Origin of the sequence: Streptomyces sp. NPDC058464, from assembly GCF_042721035.1 — a bacterium.
In the GTDB taxonomy this organism is placed as follows: domain Bacteria; phylum Actinomycetota; class Actinomycetes; order Streptomycetales; family Streptomycetaceae; genus Streptomyces.
Genome location: NZ_JBHXMA010000021.1, coordinates 127224 through 148234, shown reverse-complemented (window position 1 = coordinate 148234; position 21011 = coordinate 127224). Strand labels below are relative to the sequence as shown.

Below are 21011 nucleotides of genomic sequence, written 5' to 3'. Positions count from 1 at the left end.
GTGGTCGGCGCTCCACACGATCAGGATCCCAGTGTCGGCGCCGCCGCGCAGGGCGCACGGGGCCCACGGCCCGGCATCAGGGCAGCTGCGCGTCCGGATCCCGGCCGGGCGGCGGGCTGCCGAGGCGGGTGGCGAGGAACGGCTCCTGGGCGAGGACCGCCCCGGTGCTGATGCTGACGGTGGCGGTCAGGCAGATCACGATCAGCCAGGACAGCAGCACGAACACCGAGCCCACGGGGCCGTACTCGGCGACGGTGCGGTCGAGCGTCCTCGGCATGTACAGCTGGGCGGTCGCGGCCAGGGCGGTGAGGGCGGCCGCCGTGAGCAGGGCGCCGGGCAGCAGGGGCCGCCAGGTGACCCGGCCGCCGAGGAGCAGGTGTTGCGTCCACCACCACAGGCCGGTCTGGCAGACGAGGGTGACCGGTACGCCCAGCCAGACCCCCAGACCGAAGCCGTTGCGCAGCGTGCCCTGCACGAGCAGGGCGGCGATCCACAGGGCGAGCCAGGCCACCCAGCGCCAGGGGGCGATCCGGATGCCGCCCCGGGGGATCTCCCAGGCGCGTTTGCACAGCCGCTGCACGGCCCGGCTGACGGCGGTGGCAGAGATGAGCACCATGAGTCCGCCGACCACGCCGGTGGTCTGCCGCAGGCTCTCGTCCGGCGGCTGCATCAGCTGCTGGACTCCGGTGTCGATCGGGCCCGACAGTCCGAAGACCGAACGCATGGAGTGGAGCAGCTGGTCCCGGACGACCGGCGGGGCGTACGCGGCGAAGACGAAGAGCAGCGGAACGGCGGTCAGGAAGCACTGGGCGGCCAGGCGGGTGGCGGTGTCGAAGATGTTCACGGACACCATGCGGTCGGCGAGGTGCGTGACGACCGGGAAGCGGGTCTCCGCCCGCCGGTGCGCGGCCTTCGCGGCGGCGACCAGACGCGCGGTCCGCTCACGCCACCGGGACACACCGGACCCGCCGGACACGCCGGACCCGGACGCGCTGGACCCGGACGCGCCAGACCCGGACGCGGCGGACCCAGACGCGCCAGACCCGGACGCGGCGGACCCGGACCCGCCAGACCCAGACACGCCAGACCCAGATGCGCCAGACCCGGACGCGCCAGACCCGGACTGGCCCGCCCCGGACCCACCGGACCCGGACACGCCAGACCCGGACTCGTCAGCGCGGGACCCACCGGCTCTGGCCCCACCGGACCCGGACGCGTCGGCCCGGGACCCGCTGTGCGGTCTGCGCCCGCTGGTCGGCATCGCCTGCTCCTTTCCCTGCCGTCCAGGGTGCGGGGCGGGCGGTGCGACGGCACCCCGTGCCGTGCGGTGCCGTCAGGGCAGCTGCTGGGCGAACGCCTCGTAGGCCCGCTCGTCGAAGAGCACGAACCGCACCTCCTCGACGGCGGTGTCGGCGTCCCGGACGGTCTCGACCGCGATCCGGGCGCCGTCGTCCATCGGCCAGCCGTAGACGCCGGTGGAGATGGCGGGGAACGCGACCGTGCGGGCGCCGAGTTCGTCGGCGCGTCGCAGGGACTCGCGGTAGCAGGAGGCCAGCAGCTCGGAGCGGTCCAGGCTCTGGGAGTGGACGGGGCCGACGGTGTGGATGACCCACCGGGCGTCGAGGTCGCCGGCCGTGGTGGCGACGGCCTGTCCGGTGGGCAGGCCCTTGCCGTAGTGCGAGGCGCGCAGCTCCCGGCACTCCGCGAGGATGGCGGGGCCGCCGCGGCGGTGGATGGCGCCGTCGACGCCTCCGCCGCCGAGCAGGGAGGAGTTGGCCGCGTTGACGATGGCGTCGACGCTCTGCCGGGTGATGTCGCCCTGGACGAGGGTGATACGGGTCATGACTGTCGCAACCTCCTCCACACGGCCTTCGCCGCGTTGTGCCCCGACATGCCGTGCACGCCCGGTCCGGGCGGGGTGGCGGACGAGCAGATGAAGACGGCCGGGTGCGGGGTGCCGTACGGGTGCAGGGACAGCTTGGGGCGCAGCATGATCTGCAGGCCGGAGACCGCGCCGGTGCCGATGTCGCCGCCGACGTAGTTGGCGTTGCGGGCGGCGAGTTCGGCGGGTCCGGCGGTGGCGCGGGCCAGCACGCGGTCGCGGAACCCCGGGGCGAAGCGCTCCAGTTGACGCTCCATCACCTCGGTGAGGTCGCCGGTCCAGCCGCTGGGCACATGGGCGTAGGCCCAGAACACCTGCTTGCCGTCGGGGGCGCGGCCCGGGTCCACGACGCTCGGCTGCACTGTGATCATGAACGGCCGGTCGGGGGCGCGGCCCTCGCGGGAGGCGGCGCGCAGGGCGGTGCCGATCTCCGCGCTGTCCGCGCCGATCTGCACGGTCCCGGCGCGGCGGGCCTCCGGCGCCGTCCAGGGGACCGGCCCGTCCAGCGCGTAGTCGATCTTGAAGACGCCCGGGCCGTACCGGTAGCCCTGGTAGTAGGTGCCGAAGCCGGCGATACGGGCCAGGGCGGTGGGCGAGGTGTCGAAGATGTACGACCGCGCGGGCGGCAGGTCGTCGAGGCGCTTGACCTCGTAGTCGGTGTGGATCGCACCGCCGAGGTCCTCGAGATACGCGGCGAGGGCGTCGGAGATGGCCTGGGAGCCGCCTCGGGCCACCGGCCAGCCGCGGGCGTGCGCGGCGAGCGCGAAGACCAGGCCGACCGCGCCGGTGGCGAAGCCGCTGAGCGGGGCCATGACGTGGGCGACGAGTCCGGCGAAGAGGGTGCGGGCCCGCTCGTCGCGGAAGCGGCGCAGCAGCAGGGTGGCGGGCGGCAGCCCGGCCAGGCCGAACCGGGCGAGGGTGACCGGGTCGCGCGGCAGCGCGGTCAGCGGCAGGGACATGAAGTCCCGGGCCAGGGTGTCCCACTTGGGCAGGAACGGCTCGACCAGCCTGCGGTAGGTGCCCGCGTCACGCGGCCCGAAGGAGGCCGCGGTCTCGGCGACGGAGCGGGCCAGCACGGCCGCGCGGCCGTCGGGGAACGGGTGCGCCATCGGCAGGTCCGCGTGCAGCCACTCCAGGCCGTACCGCTCCAGGGGCAGGGCGCGGAACGCCGGCGAGTTGATGCCCAGCGGGTGGGCCGCGGAGCACGGGTCGTGCCGGAAGCCGGGGAGGGTGAGCTCCTCGGTGCGGGCGCCGCCGCCCACGGTGTCCTTCGCCTCGAAGAGCGCCACGGAGAAGCCGCGCCGGGCCAGCTCCACGGCGGCCGTCAGGCCGTTCGGCCCCGCCCCCACCACGACCGCATCGAGCATCGACGGCACCTTGGGACCCCTTCGTCAGCCGATGGCCACTCGGGTTCAGGATATGCCGGGGGACTGACACTCCCCTCGCTCGGGTTACCAGTGCGGGTTCAGCAGCAGGTCCACGATCCGGTGGGCGGTGGCGGCGTCGCGGGCCGCGGTGAACGGCAGGGCGTTGTCGCCCGTGATCCGGAAGGGTTGGCCGGCGATCGTGAGGTGGGCGCCGCCCGCCTCCTCGACCAGCAGCAGCCCGGCCGCGTGGTCCCAGGCGGCCTCCCAGGAGAACGCGGTGGCGTCCAACTCGCCCCGGGCGACGGCGAGATACTCAAGTCCCGCCGAACCGCAGGCCCGCGGGGCCACGCCGTCGGTCCACAGGGCGTGCAGCGCGCGCTTCTGCGCGTCGGTCGTGTAGTCCGGGTGGGAGGTGGCTATGCGCAGGTCGCGGCCCGCCTCGGGCGCACCGGCGAGCAGCCGCTCGCCGTCGAGGAAGGCGCCCTTGCCCCGTACCGCCGTGGCGAGTTGCTCGCGGGCCGGGGCGTAGGTCCAGGAGGCGAGCAGGACGCCCCGGTGGGCGAGCGCCACCAGCGTGCAGAAGCCGTCCTCGCCGCGGACGAACTGGCGGGTGCCGTCGACCGGGTCGACGATCCACACCGGCGCGTCGCCCTGGAGCGCGTCGTACGTCTCCGGGTCGGCGTGCACCGCCTCCTCGCCGACGACGACGGAGCCGGGCAGGAGGGCGCCGAGCTCCGCGGTGAGATACCGCTCGGCGAGCCGGTCGGCGTCGGTCACCAGGTCGTGCGGGCCGCTCTTCTGGTCGACCTCGTGGTCGGCGAGCCGGCGCCAGCGGGGCAGGATCTCGGTCCGTGCGGCCTTGCGGACGGCGTCCTCGACGTCACCGGCGTGCTGGAGGAGAAACTCGTCGATGGTCTCCGTTGCTTCGATCATGCCTCCATGAGAGCACGCGCCACTGACAACAATCCCCAGGGGTTCGATGTACGGCGCATGGAATACGGACGAACAGGCGGTGCCGACGTCCGGCGGGCCGTCGCCGGACGTACCAGGTCAGCGCGTCGGCGTCAGCGTCCGACCGCGTAGCCCTGCATCCCGCGCGGGTTGGCCGCCGCCGACAGCACCCCTGTCTCCGGGTCCCGCGCCACCGCGCACAGCCGCCCCTCCGACCAGCCCGGCCCGACCGTCACGTCGTGGCCGCGCCGCCGCAGCTCCGCCACGGTCTCCGGGTCCGTGCGCGACTCGACGGTCAGGCTGCCGGGGCGGCGGCCGCGCGGGTAGAAGGAGCTGGGGAAGCTGTCGTTGTGCCAGTTCGGGGCGTCGATCGCGCCCTGGAGGTCGAGGCCGCCGCGGACCTGGTCGCGCAGCGCGACGGCGAGGAAGAAGTGCAGCTGCCACTGGTCCTGCTGGTCGCCGCCGGGCGTGCCGAAGGCCAGCGCCGGGACGCCGTCGCGCAGGGCGATCGACGGGGTGAGGGTGGTGCGGGGGCGCCGCCCGGGCGTGAGGGAGTTGGGCAGTCCCTCCTCCAGCCAGGCCATCTGGAGCCGGGTGCCCAGCGGGAAGCCCAGCTCGGGGACGACCGGGTTGGACTGGAGCCAGCCGCCGCTGGGCGTGGCCGCGACCATGTTGCCCCAGCGGTCGACGACGTCCAGGTGGCAGGTGTCGCCCCGGGTGGTGCCGTCGGCGGCGACCTGGGTGGTGCCGTCGGCGGCGACCTGCGCGACGGTCGGCTCACCGGCACCCAGCGGGTCGAAGGCGCCGCTCCTCCCGGCCTCCACGCGCGCGTACCCGGGCAGCCGGGGCACGCGCCCGCCGGGGCTGCCGGGCCGCAGCTCGTCGGAGGCCTTGGCGCCGATCAGGTCCCGCCGCCCGGCGTTGTACGCGTCGGAGAGCAGGTCCGCCAGCGGCACCTCGGCCGCGTCCCCGTACCAGGCCTCGCGGTCGGCCATGGCCAGTTTGCAGCCCTCGACGAGGAGGTGGACGTAGTCGGCGGAGCCGTACGCGGGCAGGTCGGGCGGCAGCAGGGCGAGCTGCTGGAGGAGGGCCGGGCCCTGGCTCCAGGCGCCCGCCTTGCACACGGTCCAGCCGTTCCAGTCGTACGACACCGGGCGCTCGTAGCTCGCGGACCAGGCGGCCAGGTCGGCGGCGGTGAGGGTGCCGGTGTGCCGGGTGCCGCTGGTGTCCATGGTGGGGCGGGCGGCCTGCCGGACCAGTGCCTCGGCGATGAAGCCGGTGCGCCACACCTCGCGGGCCGCGTCGATGCGGGCCTCCCGGTCCCCGGCGCCCGCGGTCTCGGCGAGCAGCCGTTTCCAGGTGGCGGCGAGGGCGGGGTTGCGGAGGAGCTCACCGGTGCGGGGCGCCCGGCCGCCGGGCAGGTAGAGCTCGGCCGAGGACGTCCACTCGGTCTCGAACAGCTTGCGGACGCTCTCCACCGTCGCGCCCACGTTCTCCACGGGCGGGTGCCCGTGCTCGGCGTACCCGATGGCGTACGCGAGGACCTCGTCCAGCGGCTTGCTGCCGTGGTCGCGCAGCAGGAGCAGCCAGGCGTCGAAGGCGCCGGGGACGGCCGCGGCCAGCGGGCCGGTGCCGGGGACGAGGTCCAGGCCGAGCGCGCGGTAGTGGGCGACGGTGGCGCCGGCCGGGGCCACGCCCTGGCCGCACAGCACCCGTACCTCGCCGCCGGCCGGGGCGAGCAGGATCGGCACCTCGCCGGCCGGCCCGTTGAGGTGCGGCTCGACCACGTGCAGGACGAAGGCGCCGGCGACGGCCGCGTCGTACGCGTTGCCGCCGTTCTCCAGGACGGCCATGGCCGACTGGGAGGCCAGCCAGTGCGTGGACGACACCATGCCGAAGGTGCCCTGGAGGGTCGGACGGGTGGTGAACTGCATCTGTCACCTCGCTGTGCGCACGGCCGGGCCAGGTGTCTGGCTGTTACATGCTTTCACGGCCGTGGCGAGGCGAACCCCCTGCCGGGGGCTCGCCTCTCCCCCGTCCCTACTTGTCCGAGTCGGGCTTGTTGGTCGCCGCCGCGTACGCCTGGGCCGGTGTCATCGCGATCCCGTTGAGGCTGACCGTCTTGTACTGGCTGACCTTGGCGCAGGTCTTGGAGTCACTGGCCGTCGAGGCGTTGGCGTTGGCGACGGCCGCCTTGGTGTCGCCGGCGCTCGCCGGGAAGGAGGTGCCGGTCGTCCAGTCGCTGCCGATCACGAGGGTGACGCCGGTGCCGCTGCCCGACTTGACGTGCGAGCTGGGCAGGTCGAGGGCCTTGGCGACGGTCTGTGCCTCGGCCTTGTCGCCGCTGCCGTAGGTCAGGGTGGTGGTGGTCGCGGAGTTCGGGGCGTTGGCCGTGCTCGTGCCGGTGCTGAAGCCCTGCGAGATCAGGGAGTTGGCGATGGCGGAGGCGCGGCCCGTGATGTCGGTGCCGTTCTCGACGGTCACGGCGATCTGGGACGCGGGGACGGTCGCGGTGGCCGTCGGCTCGGCGCTCGCGGTCGCCGAGGCCGCCGACGACTTCTTGCCCGAACTGGTGGTCAGCGACTGGTCGTTGGCCATGGTGGCGAACAGGTCCTTGGCGCCCTCGCCGACCACGACCCGGTTGCTGTTGTTCGGGTCGGGCGCGGTCTGCATGGTGGTGAAGGTCATCCGCTTGGTGGGGACCTTGTTCACGTCGGCCGCGAGCGAGATCAGCTTCTTGACGCTGCCCAGTTCGTCGTCCACGGTGAGCGCCTTGGTGGCGGCGTCCGCGAGGTTGTATACGGCGGTGGGGTCGGTGAGGGTGCCCGCGCTCTTGAACTTGCGGATCATCGCGCTGAGGAAGATGTGCTGGGAGATGGTGCGGCCGAGGTCGCTGCCGTCGCCGAAGCCGTGCCGGGAGCGGACGAACTCCAGTGCCGCCTCGCCCTTGAGGGTGTGGGTGCCCTTGGACAGCTTCAGGTGCGAGTAGGTGTCGTACACGTTGGAGTTGACGCACACCGAGACACCGCCGACCGCGTCGGACATCTTGACCACGCCGGAGAAGTCCAGCTTGACGAAGTGGTCGATGGGGATGCCGGTGAGCTGGTGGATGGTGTCGACCTGGCAGGCGGGCCCGTACTGGAGGGCGCTGTTGACCTGGCCGTAGTAGCCCGACGTGGAGGTGTTGTTCTCGGTGTCCTTGCAGGCCGGGACGTCGACCATGGTGTCGCGCGGGATGCTCATGACCGTGGCGTTGGAGCGGTCGGCGGATATGTGGACGACCATCTCCACGTCCGCGTTGCCGTTGCCGCTCTGTACGCCGGTCTCCTTGCAGCCGCCGCCGAGCTTGCAGTCGGTCTTGCTGGTACGGGCGTCCGAGCCGATCACCAGGATGTTGATCGGGGTCCGGCCGAAGGCGTCGGCCTTCTCGGTGCCGCCCTTGCCGTCCAGGGAGACGCTGTTGATGTTGCCGTTGAGGTGCTGGTAGAACCACCAGCCGGCGCCGGCCGTGACCAGGACCAGGACGGCCGTGACCAGGCCGAGGATCTTCATGACCCGCTTGCCGCGGCCCGCCGGTCTGGCCCGCCGGGAGCCCCTGCTGCCGCGGGTCTTGGCCGCCTGCCGGGCGGCGGCCCGGCCGCCGGTCGGCCGCGTCCCGTCGGGCAGGGAGCCACGCTGTCCGGGCACCCGGTCGGTGCGGCTGCGTGTGGCCTGGCCTCCCGGGCCGTCCCACGGGTCGGTCATCTTCCACTCCCATGAACGGTCGGGTCCGTCTGCGGGTACGGTCGGGCGTACGCGGCGGGACACTGGCCACCGCGAGGTGGGCCCTCTTGGGTTGCGTGATTGCGCAATCTAACAAACCCACAGCCCCGACAGCACAGACCCCACCCGAATTCACAGGTGAGGGATCTCATGAAACCTCCGGGACACACACACCGTCCGCCCTCGCGCACCGCTCCGTGTCCGCGCGGTCAGACACCGGCCTCGTACAACCGCCGCACCGGCGCCGGGGCCTGGTGCGAGCGCGCGGTCAGCTGCCCGACGGCGACCCGCACCACGGTCACGATGTCCGGATCGTCCACGTAGTAGACCTGCCGCCGCCCCTCCCGCCGGGACCGCACCAGACCGGCCAGCTTGAGCTTGGCCAGATGCTGGCTGACCGCCGGCAGGGCGCCGCCGACCCGGTCGGCGAGGCGTGTCACGTCACTCTCGCCCTGGGACAGCGCCCACATGATGTGCAGCCGGGCCGGCGAGGCGAGCAGCCCGAACACCGCGGCCGCCTCCGCCAGCACCCCGTCGGAGGGATCCGTGAAGCCCCCGATGTCCTCCCCCACAGCCCGCTCCCCCCATCACAGCCTCCGCACAGACGCCCACTCAGTGTAGGCGTGCGGTCACCGTCCCCGGCACGGCCTCCCCGCAATGTCCGCCACGTGTTCCCCGCATTGTCATGAGCGGGTGACAGATCATCGACGGCTCGACGTCAGGCATGGCCCGCGGCCACCGCCGTTCATAAGCTTGCGCAACAACGCAACTCAGCGGAGTAGCACCCGTAACGCGGCAGACGCGGCATTCGCACTGGAGGACAACGAACGTGGGCATCATCGGCTGGATCGTCCTGGGTCTCCTCGCCGGAGCCATCGCCAAGGTCCTGCTGCCCGGCCGTGACCCGGGCGGCCTGATCGGCACCACCCTCATCGGCGTCGCGGGCGCCTTCGTCGGCGGCTGGCTCTCGGCCCGCTTCCTCGACCGCCCGGTCGAGAACCACTTCTTCGACCTCTACACCTGGGGCGCCGCCATCGCCGGCTCCCTGGTCCTGCTGATCGGCTACCGGATCCTGTTCGGCGACTCGCGCCGCGCCTGAGACACCGGACCGGCACGGCGGTGACTCCCGTCACCCTCGAAGGCCGGCTGCAGTCACGACATTCCGGATGTACAGGGACCGCGGACGCACGACATTCCGGATGTAGGGGGACGGCCCCCGGCCACCGTCAACCAGGCGCCGGGGCCGCCCCACAGGCAAGGCATCGATTTCACTTCCGCCCCACAGGGACTCGTGTGAAACTGGCGTCCCGTCCGCAGTGTGGACTCCTCCGCACACCGTCCCCCAGCGAGAAGTGCGACTTGCGTTCTCTTCCACTGCCACTCGCCCTCACCGCGCGCCTGACGCCGGTCGCCGTGCTCGCCTGTGCGGGCTGGGTGATGGCGTCGGGCCCGGACACGACGACGTCCACCAGCGCCTCCGGTGACACCTCCGCCCAGCAGACGGCCGGCCAGTCGGGGAGCGACTCCCCCTCGACGTCCTCCGCTTCGACGGCGGCCACCAAGACGTACTCCGCCGCCCCCGCCCCCTGCGGGAGCATCCCGGTGGCCACCATCAAGTCGCTGGTGCCCGGCGCGAAGACGGCCGGCAAGGAGATTCCCTCCACGGACACCAAGCTGCGCCGCACCTGCTCCTGGAACGCGCTCAAGGGGTACGACTACCGCTGGCTCGACGTCTCCTTCGAGATCATGGACACGAACGCGGCGGCCGCGAAGGAGTACAAGGACCGGGTCGCCGAGAAGAGCGGCGGCGGGGCGGTGCCGGGGCTCGGCGACAACGGCTACTCGGTCGTGAACCTGACCACCGAGGACAAGCAGCAGACCCGTGAGGGCGTGGTGCTGGCCCAGGTCTCCAACGCGCTGGTGGTCGTCACCTACAACGGCAGCGACTTCGAGTCCAAGAAGGCGCCCAGCACGGACGTGATCAACAAGGGTGCCATCCAGGCGGCGAAGAGCGCGGTGACCGCGCTGAAGGGCAGCCAGTGACCGGACCGGCCGCCCTTCGCGCGTTCACTGCTCGCCCTCACGCCTCCTTGGGCGGCACCAGCAGGGTCAGCCCCAGGTACAGCACCAGGGACGTGCCGAGGCCGACCGCCCAGCCGTAGTCGGCGAGCGAGGACAGGGCCGGGATGGGACGGCCGTCGATCAGCGGTTTGAAGCTGGCGCCGCCGATCGCGAGGATGCCGCCGACGAGGAAGGCGAAGACCGCCCGCCAGTTCCAGCCGCCGTCGTACCAGTAACGGCCGCCCGTGCGGTACAGGTCGGTCAGGTCGAGGCCGGTGCGGCGCAGGATCCAGTAGTCGGCGATGAGGATGCCGGCGACCGTGCCGAGCAGACCGCCGACCAGACCGAGCCAGGTGAAGATGTAGCCCTGCGGGTCGGAGTACAGCTTCCACGGGAAGATCAGCACGCCGAGGACGCAGGTGGCCAGCGCGCCGGTGCGGAAACTGATCTTCCGGGGCGCGATGTTGGAGAAGTCGAAGGCGGGCGAGACCAGGTTGGCCGCGATGTTCACGGACAGGGTCGCCACGAGGACGGTGACCAGGGCGTAGAGCAGGCCGACCACGTTGTCCGTCTTCGCGGCGAGCTGTACCGGGTCCCAGATCGGCTGCCCGTACACGGCCTGCGAGCCGGAGGTCACCAGGACGGAGAGGAAGGCGAAGAGGGTCATGGTGGTGGGCAGGCCGAGGGCCTGGCCCCAGGTCTGCGCCTTCTGGCTCTTGCCGTACCGGGTGAAGTCGGGGATGTTCAGCGACAGCGTCGACCAGAAGCCGATCATGCCCATCAGGGACGGCCAGAAGATCTTCCAGAAGCCGCCGCCCCAGCCGAGCTTGGAGGGCTGGTCGAAGAGCGGGCCGAGGCCGCCGGCCTTGTTGCTCATCCAGATCAGCATCACGACGGCGCCGACGATCACGAAGGGCGCGGCCCAGTTCTCGAAGCGGCGGATGGTGTCCATGCCCCGGTAGATGATCGCGACCTGGAGCACCCAGAAGAGCGCGAACGACAGCCACATGGTCCAGGCGTAGCCGCCGATGTGCGAGGCGTTGGCCCAGCTGTCGCCGATCAGCTTGCCGGCGAGGAAGTAGATGGCCTCGCCGCCGATCCAGGTCTGGATGCCGAACCAGCCGCAGGCCACCAACGCCCTTACGACAGCGGGGAGGTTGGCGCCGCGCACACCGAAGGAGGCGCGGGCGAAGACCGGGAAGGGGATGCCGTACTTCGGTCCGGCGTGCCCGGTGAGCAGCATCGGGACGAGGACGATCAGGTTGGCGAGGGCGATGGTGAACACGGCCTGTTTCCAGTCCATGCCGACCGCGATGAGCCCGGAGGCCAGGGTCCAGGACGCCGTGTTGTGGGCCATGCCGACCCAGAGCGCGGTGAAGTTGTACGTGGTCCAGGTGCGCTTCTCGACGGGGACCGGCAGCAGGTCCTCGTTGGCGTACGGACCGCTCGGCGGCGGAGAGCCCGGGGTGAGCTCGACGCGCCCGTCGGGGAGGGAGACTTGACCGGAGATGGGTATGGCCGAGGGAGCGGTGTCGGTCATGGGCAGGCCAATCGTGGTGAGGTGGGACGGGAAAGGCCGTGCGGGCGGGGCGGGGGGGTACGCGGGTGGGGCGGCGCCCTGACCCCCTTCCCGGGACGGCGGGAAGGGGGAGACCAACTGCCAGGTGTGGGCTAGCCGTTGACGGCCGGGATGACCTTCGTCCCGTACGCGTCGATGGTGGCCTCCTGGGCGTCGTGCATGTCGTAGACGGCGAACTGGTCGACGCCCAGCTCACGCAGGGCGTTCAGCTTCTCGATGTGCTTCTCCGCCGGGCCGATGATGCAGAAGCGGTCGACGATCTCGTCGGGTACGAACTCGGTGTCCGGGTTGTCCGCGCGACCGTGATGCGAATAGTCGTACCCCTGGCGGGCCTTGATGTAGTCGGTGAGTTCGTCGGGTACGGCGGCGGAGTGCTCGCCGTACTTGGAGACGAGGTCGGCCACGTGGTTGCCGACCATGCCGCCGAACCAGCGGCACTGGTCGCGGGCGTGGGCGAGGGCCTCGGGCGAGTCGTCCTCGGTGACATAGGCCGGGGCGGCGACACAGATGGTCACCTCGGACGGGTCGCGTCCGGCGGCCACGGCCGCGTCCTTCACCGCCTTGACCATGTACTCGGTGAGGTAGAGGTCGGAGAGCTGGAGGATGAACCCGTCGGCCTCCTCACCGGTCATCTTCAGGGCCTTCGGGCCGTACGCGGCCATCCAGACCGGGAGTTGGGCACCCGGCTTGATCCACGGGAACCTGATCACCGTGCCGCCCAGGTCGGCCTCGCCGCCGCCGCCGAGGGCGCGGATCACCTTCATGGCCTCGCTGATCCGGGCGAGGGTGTTGGGCTTGCGGCCGGCCACCCGCATCGCGGAGTCGCCGCGGCCGATGCCGCAGACCGTGCGGTTGCCGAACATGTCGTTGAGGGTGGCGAAGGTGGAGGCGGTGACCTCCCAGGTGCGGGTGCCCGGGTTGGTGACCATCGGCCCGACCGTCAACTTGCTGGTGTTGGCCAGGATCTGACTGTAGATCACGAACGGCTCCTGCCAGAGCACGGCGGAGTCGAAGGTCCAGCCGTAGCGGAAGCCGTTGCGTTCGGCCCGTTTCATCAGGCTGACGACCCGGGAGGCCGGCGGGTCGGTCTGCAGGACGAGTCCGAAGTCCATGGGCGCCTCTCCTAGTTGAGGTACTGACAGGTGGAGCGCGGGGTGTAGACGCCGTGCCCGGCGCGTCCGGTGTACTCCCGCTCGGTGATGACGAGTTCGCCGCGCGAGAGGACCGTCTCGACCCGGCCGGTCAGGTGCTTGCCCTCGTACGCCGAGTAGTCGACGTTCATGTGGTGGGTCTCGGCGGAGACGACCTGCTCCGCATGCGGGTCGTAGATGACGACGTCCGCGTCGGCACCCGGGGTGATGGTGCCCTTCTTCGGGTACATGCCGAACATGCGGGCCGGGGTGGCACAGGCGATCTCGATCCAGCGGCGGCGCGAGATGTGCCCGTCGACGACGGCCTGGTGCAGCAGGTCCATCCGGTTCTCGACGCCGGGCAGGCCGTTGGGGATCTTCGAGAAGTCGCCGCGGCCCAGCTCCTTCTGGCCGACGAAGCAGAAGGGGCAGTGGTCGGTGGAGACGACCTGGAGGTCGTTGGTCCTGAGGCCCTGCCAGAGCTTGGCCTGGTGCTCCTTGGGGCGCAGCGGGGTGCTGCACACGTACTTCGACCCCTCGAAGTCGGGCTCGGCGAGGTTGTCGGTGGAGAGGAAGAGGTACTGGGGACAGGTCTCGCCGAAGACGGGGAGCCCCTCGTCGCGGGCGCGGGCCAGTTCGGCGACCGCCTCCATCGCGGAGACGTGCACGACGTAGAGGGGCGCGCCGGCGACCTGGGCGAGCTTGATGGCGCGGTGGGTGGCCTCGGCTTCGAGGAGGGCCTTCCGCACCTCCCCGTGGTACCGGGGGTCGGTCTCGCCGCGCGCCAGCGCCTGCTCCACCAGCACGTCGATGGCGATGCCGTTCTCGGCGTGCATCATGATCAGGCCGCCGTTCTCGGCGGAGCGCTGCATGGCGCGCAGGATCTGGCCGTCGTCGGAGTAGAAGACGCCGGGATAGGCCATGAACTGCTTGAAGGAGGTGACGCCTTCCTCGACGAGGAGGTCCATCTCCTTGAGCGTCTCCTGGTTCACGTCGGAGACGATCATGTGGAAGCCGTAGTCGATGGCGCAGTTGCCCTCGGCCTTGGCGTGCCAGGCGTCCAGGCCCTCGCGCAGGCTGTGGCCGACGCTCTGCACGGCGAAGTCGACGATGGTGGTCGTGCCGCCCCAGGCGGCGGCCCGGGTGCCGGTCTCGAAGGTGTCGGAGGCGAAGGTGCCGCCGAACGGCAGCTCCATGTGGGTGTGGGCGTCGACACCGCCAGGGATGACGTACTTGCCGGTGGCGTCTATGGTCCGCTCGGCGGTGAAGGCCTCGGCGGCGGGGGTGCCGGTCGCCGCGAGGGCGGCGATGCGGCCGTCCTCGATCAGGACGTCGGCGTGGATCTCGTCGGACGCGGTGATGACGAGTCCGCCACGGATTACTGTCCGGCCGGTCATGGGGTCCTCTCCTTCGTGGTCACGTGCGGGTCCGACGTAGCTGGTCGCGCCCACGCGGCGGCAGCCGCAAATTCAACACAGCCCCGCGCCCCTGACGGGACGCTTTCAGCGGGGGCGCGATCAGGGAGCCGTCAGTGGGGCGTACGCGTCCGGGCGGCGGTCCCGGAAGAACTGCCAGCGGTCGCGGACCTCGCGGAGCTTGGCCAGGTCCAGGTCGCGGACGACCAGTTCGGTCTCCTTGTCGGAGGCGACCTCGCCGACGAACTGGGCTTCCGGGTCCACGAAGTAGGAGCTCCCGTAGAAGTCGTTGTCGCCGAGCTCCTCCACGCCGACCCGGTTGATCGCGCCGACGAAGTACTCGTTGGCGACGGCCGCCGCCGGCTGCTCCAACTGCCAGAGGTAGCGGGAGAGTCCGCGCGAGGTGGCCGACGGGTTGAAGACGATCTCGGCGCCCGCGAGGCCCAGCGCCCGCCAGCCCTCCGGGAAGTGACGGTCGTAGCAGATGTAGACGCCGATCTTCCCGACGGCCGTCTCGAAGATCGGCCAGCCGGCGTTCCCCGGGCGGAAGTAGAACTTCTCCCAGAATCCCGGGACCTGGGGGATGTGGTGCTTGCGGTACTTGCCGAGGTACGAGCCGTCGGCGTCGATCACGGCGGCGGTGTTGTAGAGGACGCCGGGCTGCTCCTCCTCGTACACCGGCAGGATCATGACCAGGCCCAGTTCGCGGGCGAGCGCCTGGAAGCGCTGGACGATCGGGCCGTCCGGGACCTGTTCGGCGTACTCGTAGAAGGCCTTGTCCTGGACCTGGCAGAAGTAGGGCCCGTAGAACAGCTCCTGGAAGCACAGGACCTGGGCGCCCTGCGCGGCCGCGTCGCGGGCCGCCTGCTCGTGGACCTGGATCATCGACTCCTTGTCGCCGGTCCAGGCGGTCTGGAAGAGGGCGGCACGGATCACTCGGCTCATCGGGACCTCCGGTCGCTCGGGCGTGTGTCGCTCGATGTGCGAGGAGCCTAGAAAGCCCGAAAGCAGGCTTTGAGTGCCATCGTGTCACGTCTGCGGGCGCCCGGCGTTGCACCGTGTCACGCTGCCGTTGGCCCATGTTTCACCGCCGTTTTCCCAGGTCGTCGCATGTTTCACTGCTGTTGCGCGTCGTGCGCGAGGAGTGCGATGTGCACGGAGGCGGCCTGCTCGAAGTCGTCGAGGTCGACGCCGAGCCGGGTCTGTATCGCCTCCAGGCGGCGGTACAGCGCGGGCCGGGAGACGTGGTGGAGCTGGGCGGTGCGGGACTTGTTGCGGCCGGTGGCGAGGTAGGTCCGCAGGACTCCGAGGAGGTCCTGGTCGGTGCCGACCGGACACAGCAGTCCGTCCAGCTCGCGCTCGGCGAAGGACTGGACGTGCGGGTCGTCGCGCAACAGCCGGATCAGGCCGCGCAGGTGGACGTCCTTGAGGCGTACGACGGCCGGGAGGTCGAGGGCGGCGGTGGTGTCGGCGACCGCGTCCGCGACGTGCTGGGCCTCGCGCAGCCCGACGGGCACGTCGTCCCAGACGGTCCGGGCGCCCGCGGCGGCGACCACCGCCCGGGGCCCCGCCGACTCGTCGTGCAGCCGGGCGGCGAAGTGCGCGGCAAGGGCGTCGGCGTCCTGGTCGCGGGCGAGGCTCAGGAGCACGGCGGTGGTGCGCTCGGTGAGTTCGGCGACGAGTCCGGGCAGGCCCAGCAGGCGCAGGATCCGCTCCAGTTGGGCCGGTTCGGCGTCCCGTACGACGAGCGGGACGAAGGTCCGCCGGTTGACCGGGAGCCCGGCCGCCCGCGCCCTGGGCAGGAGTTGGCGTGCCGGTACGACGCCGGAGACCAGGTCGGTCAGCAGGCTCTGCGCGGACTGTTCCTCCCAGGTGTGGGCGGAGCCGCCGCCGAGCATGCGGTGCAGGACGAGGGCCTCGGCGGCTCGGTCGGCGAGCAGCCGGCCGGTGGCGGTGTCGCCGCGGTGGCCGCAGAGCATGATCTGGCCCCAGCGCTCGCCCCGGCCACCCAGTTCGGCGCGGATCCACCCGTCGCCGGTGCCGCCGCCGGCCTGCCGGGCGATGCGTTCCCAGTCACGCAGCACGTCGTCCACCGCGGAGCGCTCCCCCGCGGTGGCGAGGACCCGGTGCGCGAGGTTGGTGACGACGACCGGGCAGGCGCTGTGCACGGCGACTTCGTCGAGGAGCCGTTGGAGGGGGGCGCCGGCCGTGATGAGGCCGGTGAGGGCGGTGCGGACCGACTCGGAGAGGCTGACGGCGGCGAACTTCCGCCGGACCAGGCGGGACTGGACCTCCTCAGTCAGTTCGGCGAAGGGGAAGGGGCGGTGCAGGACCACCAGGGGGAGGCCGCAGCGGTCCGCTGCGCGGCGCATGGCGTCGGGCGGGGAGGGGAAGGCGCGGCCGAGGCCGAGGACCACGGCGGCGGCCTCGGAGCGGTGCAGGGACTGGATGTACTCGGCCTGTTTGTGCTCGTCGCCGGCGAGCAGGACGCCGGTGGTGAGGACCATTTCCCCGCCGGTGAGCATGACGCCGACGTCGGGGGCCTCGGCGACGTGCACCCAGCGGACGGGGCGGTCGAGGTGGGTGGCGCCGGCGACCACCTCGGGGTCTCCGGCCAGGACCCGTTCCAGGGCAAGGATCTGACGGACCGACAGTATGGGGTCTGTGGTGTTCGGGGGGTCCCAAGTGGCGGTCATCTTGCGTGTCCCTTGGTCGGGTGCGGTGCGATGGGAACTGCGGGCCGGTGGGGGCTGGTCGCGCAGTTCCCCGCGCCCCTAAAAGCAGGGGGCTGCACGGCGCCCCTTTAGGGGCGATGGGAACTGCGCGACCGGCCACGACGGCGCCGCAGTCGGCACACGGCATGTCGCGGCACTTCCGGCGGAGCCCCTAGTAGGCACTCCGCAGCGCCTGTTCAAGAATCGCCGCGCCCTCCTCCGCCTCCGTCACCGTCAAGGACAGCGGCGGTGCGATGCGCAGCGCGCTCGTGTTGTGGCCACCGCCCTTGCCGATCAGGAGGCCGCCCTCGCGGGCCGCTTCCAGGATTGCCGAGGCGGACTTGGGGTCGGCCTCGTCGGTGCCGGGCTTGACCAGTTCGACGCCGATCATGAGGCCGCGACCCCGGACCTCGCGTACGCCGGGCAGTTGGGCGGCGACCCCGCGGAGGCGTTCGATGAGGAGGCCGCCGACGCGGCGGGCGTTGCCCTGGAGGTCGTGTTCCAGGAGGTACGACAGGTTGGCGAGGCCCGCCGCCATGGTGATCTGGGTGCCGCCGAACGTCGAGATGCTGTTGGAGTCCAGGCAGTTCATGATCTCGGCGCGGGCCACCACGCCGCCGATGGAGCTGCCGTTGCCGATGCCCTTGGCGAAGGTGAGGATGTCCGGCGGGCCGCTCTGGCCGTGTGCCTGCCAGCCCCAGAAGTGCTCGCCGGTGCGGCCCCAGCCGGTCTGCACCTCGTCGGCGATCCAGAGGATGCCCTGCTCCTGGAGGACCTTGCGGAAGGCCGCATACAGCCCGTCGGGCGGGGAGGTGAAGCCGCCGACGCCCTGGATGGGTTCGGCGATCAGCGCGGCCGGGGGGCGGGTGTGGCCGAGGAGGTCGCGCAGGTCGTCGACGCAGGCCGCGATGAAGTCGCGGTCGTTCAGCTCGGCGAACGGGCCGCGGGTGCGGACGCCGCCGTGCACGTACAGCGTCTGCAGCGGGGAGAGGGAGGTCGGGGACCAGCCCTTGTTGCCGGTGATGCCGACCGCGCTGAAGGAGCGGCCGTGGTAGCTGTTGCGCATCGCCAGGACGGTGTTGGTCCGGCGGTAGGTCGTCGCGAGCAGCAGGGCCGTGTCGTTGGCCTCGGTGCCGGAGGTGGTGAAGAAGACCCGGGCGTCCGGGATGCCGCTCAACTGCGCGATCCGCTCCGCCAGTTCGACCATGGGGCGGTTGAGGTAGAGCGTGGAGGAGTGGATGATCCGGCCGGCCTGCTCGCTCACCGCCTTCGTCACCTCGGGGAGCGCGTGCGCGGTCATCGTGGTGAGGATGCCGCCGAAGAAGTCGAGGTAGCGGTTGCCGGCCGCGTCCCAGACGTGCCGACCCTCGCCGTGGGTGATCTCCAGGGGCTCGTCGTAGTAGAGCGCGAGCCAGTCGGGCAGGACCTGGCGGTGGCGGGCGAAGAGGTCGTTCACGGCTGTACCAGCCCTTCGTAGGCGTCGGGACGGCGGTCGCGGTAGAAGGCCCACTGCTGCCGCACCTCGTCGATCAGGTCGAAGTCGAGGTCACGGACGACGAGTTCCTCACCCTTGTCGCTCGCGACCTCCCCCACGAACTGCCCACGTGGATCGACGAAATAGCTCGTCCCGTAGAAATCGTTGTCCCCGTACTCCTCCTGGCCCACCCGGTTGATGGCGGCGACGAAGTACTCGTTGGCGACGGCGGCGGCCGGCTGCTCCAGCTGCCAGAGGTAGGCCGACAGGCCGCGTGAGGTGGCCGACGGGTTGTAGACCAACTGGGCGCCGTTGAGGCCGAGTTGTCGCCAGCCCTCCGGGAAGTGGCGGTCGTAGCAGATGTACACGCCGACCCTGCCGACGGCGGTGTCGAAGACCGGCCAGCCGGCGTTCCCGGGCTTGAAGTAGTACTTCTCCCAGAAGCCCTTGACCTGCGGGATGTGGTGCTTGCGGTACTTGCCGAGGACGGTGCCGTCGGCGTCGATCACGGCGGCGGTGTTGTAGTAGAAGCCGGACTGCTCGACCTCGAAGACCGGGACGACGATCACCATGCCGGTCTCGCGCGCGAGTTCCTGCATACGACGGGTGGTGGGGCCGTCCGGGACCGGTTCGGCCCAGCGGTAGTGCTCGGGTTCCTGGACCTGGCAGAAGTAGGGGGCGTTGAAGACCTCCTGAAATCCGATGATCTTCGCGCCTCGGCGGGCCGCCTCGCGTGCGTACACCTCGTGTTTCGCCACCATGGACTCGGTGTCGCCGGTCCAGGTGGCCTGGACCAGAGCGGCGCGTACGACGTTGGCCATGAGCTGCTCCTTCTACGCCCGTAGAGGGTCGAAAGTAAGCCTCCTCCGAGCCCTTGCCAAGACCATCGTCGTTAAGCCGCCGAGTCGATCGCGTTTCCTACCTGGCTGGCGGATGCGGAGCCGTCCCGGAAGCGCCGATTCAGCCGGGCTCCGTTCCCGACTGCGGGTGCGTGGGGGCTGGTCGCGCAGTTCCCCGCGCCCCTCAAGAAGCGAGGCCGGCCACCCGCAGTGCGTGCAGCAGGTCCCACTGGCGCTGGTCCGAGACCGACTGCGCCGAACGGAGCAGCAGGGGCACCAGGCGCTGGGGGTCCGGTTCCGCGCTGTGGGCCGCCTCTTCCGGGGTGCGGACCTGGACGTAGGTGTCCAGCAGGGCCCGGGCCTCCCGGTGCCGGCCCTCCGCGTCCAGGACGAGGACGGCCTCGCCGATCTCCGTGGCGGGGCGGGCGACGCCCTGGCGCAGGATCTGCCGGCCGTCGTCGGTCCGGCCCGCGGCGGTCAGGGCGTCGGCGGCCGCGACGAGCCGGACGGGCGGCAGCGAGGCCGCCTCCCAGAGCAGCGTGGCCCAGTCGGCGCCGAGCCCGGCCCGCTGGAGGGCGTCCGCAAGCAGCGGGAACCGGGCGGCGGCCCACTGCGCGGCCTCGGCCAGGAGTGCGTGCGCCTCCCCGGTGCGGCCCTCCGCCCGCAGCTGTACGAGCCGCTCCACGGCGGCCGTCACGGCCCGCCCCGCCTCCTCGTCGGGCTGGGCCACCGCCGGCTCCGGCCGCGCCGGCGCCTCGGTGGCCCCGGCGAACCGGGCGCCGCGCGGGGTCCGGCGGCCGGTGGCGGCCGCGGGCGCGGACGCCTCGGGCGTCTGCGGTACGACGGTGGGCGCGGCCTCGTCCTCGGCCATGCCGGCGAACCGGGCGCTGCCCCGGCGCCGCTTGCGCTGCTTGGCCGGGGCGGAGCCCTCCGGGACCGGGGCGGGGTCCGGCTCGGGAGCCGCGGCCGGGGTCCGCGCCGTTGGGCCCTCGTCGGGCGTGGTCCCGTTCGGGTGGCCGAGCGACGCGGGGCCTGCCTCGCGCGCGTCCACGGCGGTGTACGCGTCCACGGCGGTCGCGGTGTGCGCCAGCGGTTCGGCCGGGCCTGGCCCGGAGGGCTCGCGCGCCGACGGGGTCTCCCCCGACGGTCCGCCCGGGTGCGCGCCGTCCGTCGCCGCCGGCGCCGGATCTCCGGCCCTGCCGGCATCGCCCGACCCGCCGGCCGAGAACGCCTCGCCGGCGCGGAACAGCTCCCTGCCGCCCCCGAGCTGCGTCGTCCGCGCACTCCGCAGGCGTCCGGCGAGTTCGGCCCGGTGCTCCATCCGCCCGATCCGGGCCCGGAGTTCGGCACACCGGGCGGTCGCCCGCTCGTGGTCGTCGCGGGCCCAGGCAAAATCGATGCTCAGGGCCTCGGCCTCCTCGCGGGAGTGCGCGGCGTCGAGGGCGCGGCCCAGCTGGGCCAGCCGTTCGGCGGCGTACCGTTGTTCGCGGAGCGTGCCGTCGAGGCGGTCGCTCAGGTCCTCGCGGGCGCCCGGCCGGGAGTCGTACGCGGTGAGCGCGTCCGCGTGCAGCAGCCGGGCCTGCTGGGCCTCGTGTGCGGCGGCGTCGGTGCCGTACACGGTCGCGAGGTCCTGGAGCAGCGCCTCCACGACATCCCAGGGCGGCACCTCGCGCCCGCCGAGGCAGGCCTGCATACCGTCGGGGTCGCGCTGCCAGAAGACGGCGCACCAGCCGCCGCCCTGGTCCAGGCGCGCCAGCAGGCCGTTCAGGTAGTTTGCGAACTCCCGCACCCGGCCGGGGAGTTGATCCACAGTCATCGCTCGACTCCCGCCAGACCG

General features: G+C 72.0%; 17 protein-coding genes. 2 read left to right on the top strand and 15 right to left on the bottom strand.

Annotation, left to right across the window (positions count from 1 at the left end; all coding sequences use genetic code 11):
* Window positions 1–76: 76 nt before the first annotated feature.
* From ACFWPQ_RS26815 to ACFWPQ_RS26785, 7 genes are all read right to left on the bottom strand, one after another.
* Window positions 77–958, bottom strand: a complete 882-nt coding sequence (locus tag ACFWPQ_RS26815) for a YhjD/YihY/BrkB family envelope integrity protein (RefSeq protein ID WP_384039730.1) — start codon at window positions 956–958, stop codon at window positions 77–79.
* Between the two features lie 375 nt (window positions 959–1333).
* A complete protein-coding gene (locus tag ACFWPQ_RS26810) occupies window positions 1334–1843 on the bottom strand; it encodes an O-acetyl-ADP-ribose deacetylase (RefSeq protein WP_384039728.1) in 510 nt (169 codons plus the stop codon).
* On the bottom strand, window positions 1840–3249 hold the full coding sequence (locus ACFWPQ_RS26805) for a phytoene desaturase family protein (protein WP_384039725.1): 1410 nt from the start codon (window positions 3247–3249) through the stop codon (window positions 1840–1842). The genes ACFWPQ_RS26810 and ACFWPQ_RS26805 overlap by 4 nt, the downstream gene beginning before the upstream one ends.
* Window positions 3250–3333: 84 nt before the next feature.
* Window positions 3334–4182: an inositol monophosphatase family protein gene (locus ACFWPQ_RS26800; protein WP_384039722.1), complete on the bottom strand. Its 849-nt coding sequence runs from the start codon at window positions 4180–4182 to the stop codon at window positions 3334–3336.
* 131 nt (window positions 4183–4313) lie between these two features.
* Complete coding sequence (locus ACFWPQ_RS26795; protein ID WP_384039719.1) at window positions 4314–6134, bottom strand: gamma-glutamyltransferase family protein; 1821 nt, start codon at window positions 6132–6134, stop codon at window positions 4314–4316.
* Between the two features lie 106 nt (window positions 6135–6240).
* Window positions 6241–7944, bottom strand: coding sequence for an LCP family protein (locus ACFWPQ_RS26790; RefSeq protein WP_384039716.1), 1704 nt, complete (start codon window positions 7942–7944; stop codon window positions 6241–6243).
* 227 nt (window positions 7945–8171) lie between these two features.
* The gene (locus ACFWPQ_RS26785; protein ID WP_217547931.1) at window positions 8172–8534 is read right to left on the bottom strand and encodes a metalloregulator ArsR/SmtB family transcription factor; all 363 of its coding nucleotides are present in this window, start codon (window positions 8532–8534) and stop codon (window positions 8172–8174) included.
* Window positions 8535–8791: 257 nt separating this feature from the next.
* On the opposite strand from ACFWPQ_RS26785, the gene ACFWPQ_RS26780 reads away from it, so the two are divergent.
* On the top strand, window positions 8792–9061 hold the full coding sequence (locus ACFWPQ_RS26780; RefSeq protein WP_361301855.1) for a GlsB/YeaQ/YmgE family stress response membrane protein: 270 nt from the start codon (window positions 8792–8794) through the stop codon (window positions 9059–9061).
* A 260-nt stretch (window positions 9062–9321) separates the two neighbouring features.
* Entirely contained in the window at window positions 9322–10005 is a 684-nt protein-coding gene (locus tag ACFWPQ_RS26775) for a hypothetical protein (protein ID WP_384039712.1), read from the top strand.
* A gap of 37 nt (window positions 10006–10042) precedes the next feature.
* On the opposite strand, the gene ACFWPQ_RS26770 is transcribed toward ACFWPQ_RS26775, so the two are convergent.
* The 8 genes from ACFWPQ_RS26770 to ACFWPQ_RS26735 all read right to left on the bottom strand — a co-directional run bounded on the left by ACFWPQ_RS26770 (window position 10043) and on the right by ACFWPQ_RS26735 (window position 20990).
* Entirely contained in the window at window positions 10043–11563 is a 1521-nt protein-coding gene (locus ACFWPQ_RS26770; protein WP_384039709.1) for an NCS1 family nucleobase:cation symporter-1, read from the bottom strand.
* 131 nt (window positions 11564–11694) lie between these two features.
* A complete protein-coding gene (locus tag ACFWPQ_RS26765) occupies window positions 11695–12714 on the bottom strand; it encodes a TIGR03842 family LLM class F420-dependent oxidoreductase (RefSeq protein ID WP_384039706.1) in 1020 nt (339 codons plus the stop codon).
* Between the two features lie 11 nt (window positions 12715–12725).
* Window positions 12726–14129, bottom strand: coding sequence for a dihydropyrimidinase (gene hydA / locus ACFWPQ_RS26760; RefSeq protein WP_384039703.1), 1404 nt, complete (start codon window positions 14127–14129; stop codon window positions 12726–12728).
* A gap of 120 nt (window positions 14130–14249) precedes the next feature.
* A complete protein-coding gene (locus tag ACFWPQ_RS26755; RefSeq protein ID WP_384039700.1) occupies window positions 14250–15092 on the bottom strand; it encodes a nitrilase-related carbon-nitrogen hydrolase in 843 nt (280 codons plus the stop codon).
* Window positions 15093–15262: 170 nt separating this feature from the next.
* A complete protein-coding gene (locus ACFWPQ_RS26750) occupies window positions 15263–16843 on the bottom strand; it encodes a PucR family transcriptional regulator (protein WP_384039697.1) in 1581 nt (526 codons plus the stop codon).
* 190 nt (window positions 16844–17033) lie between these two features.
* The gene (locus ACFWPQ_RS26745; RefSeq protein WP_384039694.1) at window positions 17034–18317 is read right to left on the bottom strand and encodes an aspartate aminotransferase family protein; all 1284 of its coding nucleotides are present in this window, start codon (window positions 18315–18317) and stop codon (window positions 17034–17036) included.
* The gene (locus ACFWPQ_RS26740; RefSeq protein ID WP_384039691.1) at window positions 18314–19156 is read right to left on the bottom strand and encodes a nitrilase-related carbon-nitrogen hydrolase; all 843 of its coding nucleotides are present in this window, start codon (window positions 19154–19156) and stop codon (window positions 18314–18316) included. The genes ACFWPQ_RS26745 and ACFWPQ_RS26740 overlap by 4 nt, the downstream gene beginning before the upstream one ends.
* 202 nt (window positions 19157–19358) lie before the next feature.
* Window positions 19359–20990: a hypothetical protein gene (locus ACFWPQ_RS26735; RefSeq protein ID WP_384039688.1), complete on the bottom strand. Its 1632-nt coding sequence runs from the start codon at window positions 20988–20990 to the stop codon at window positions 19359–19361.
* Window positions 20991–21011: the final 21 nt, after the last annotated feature.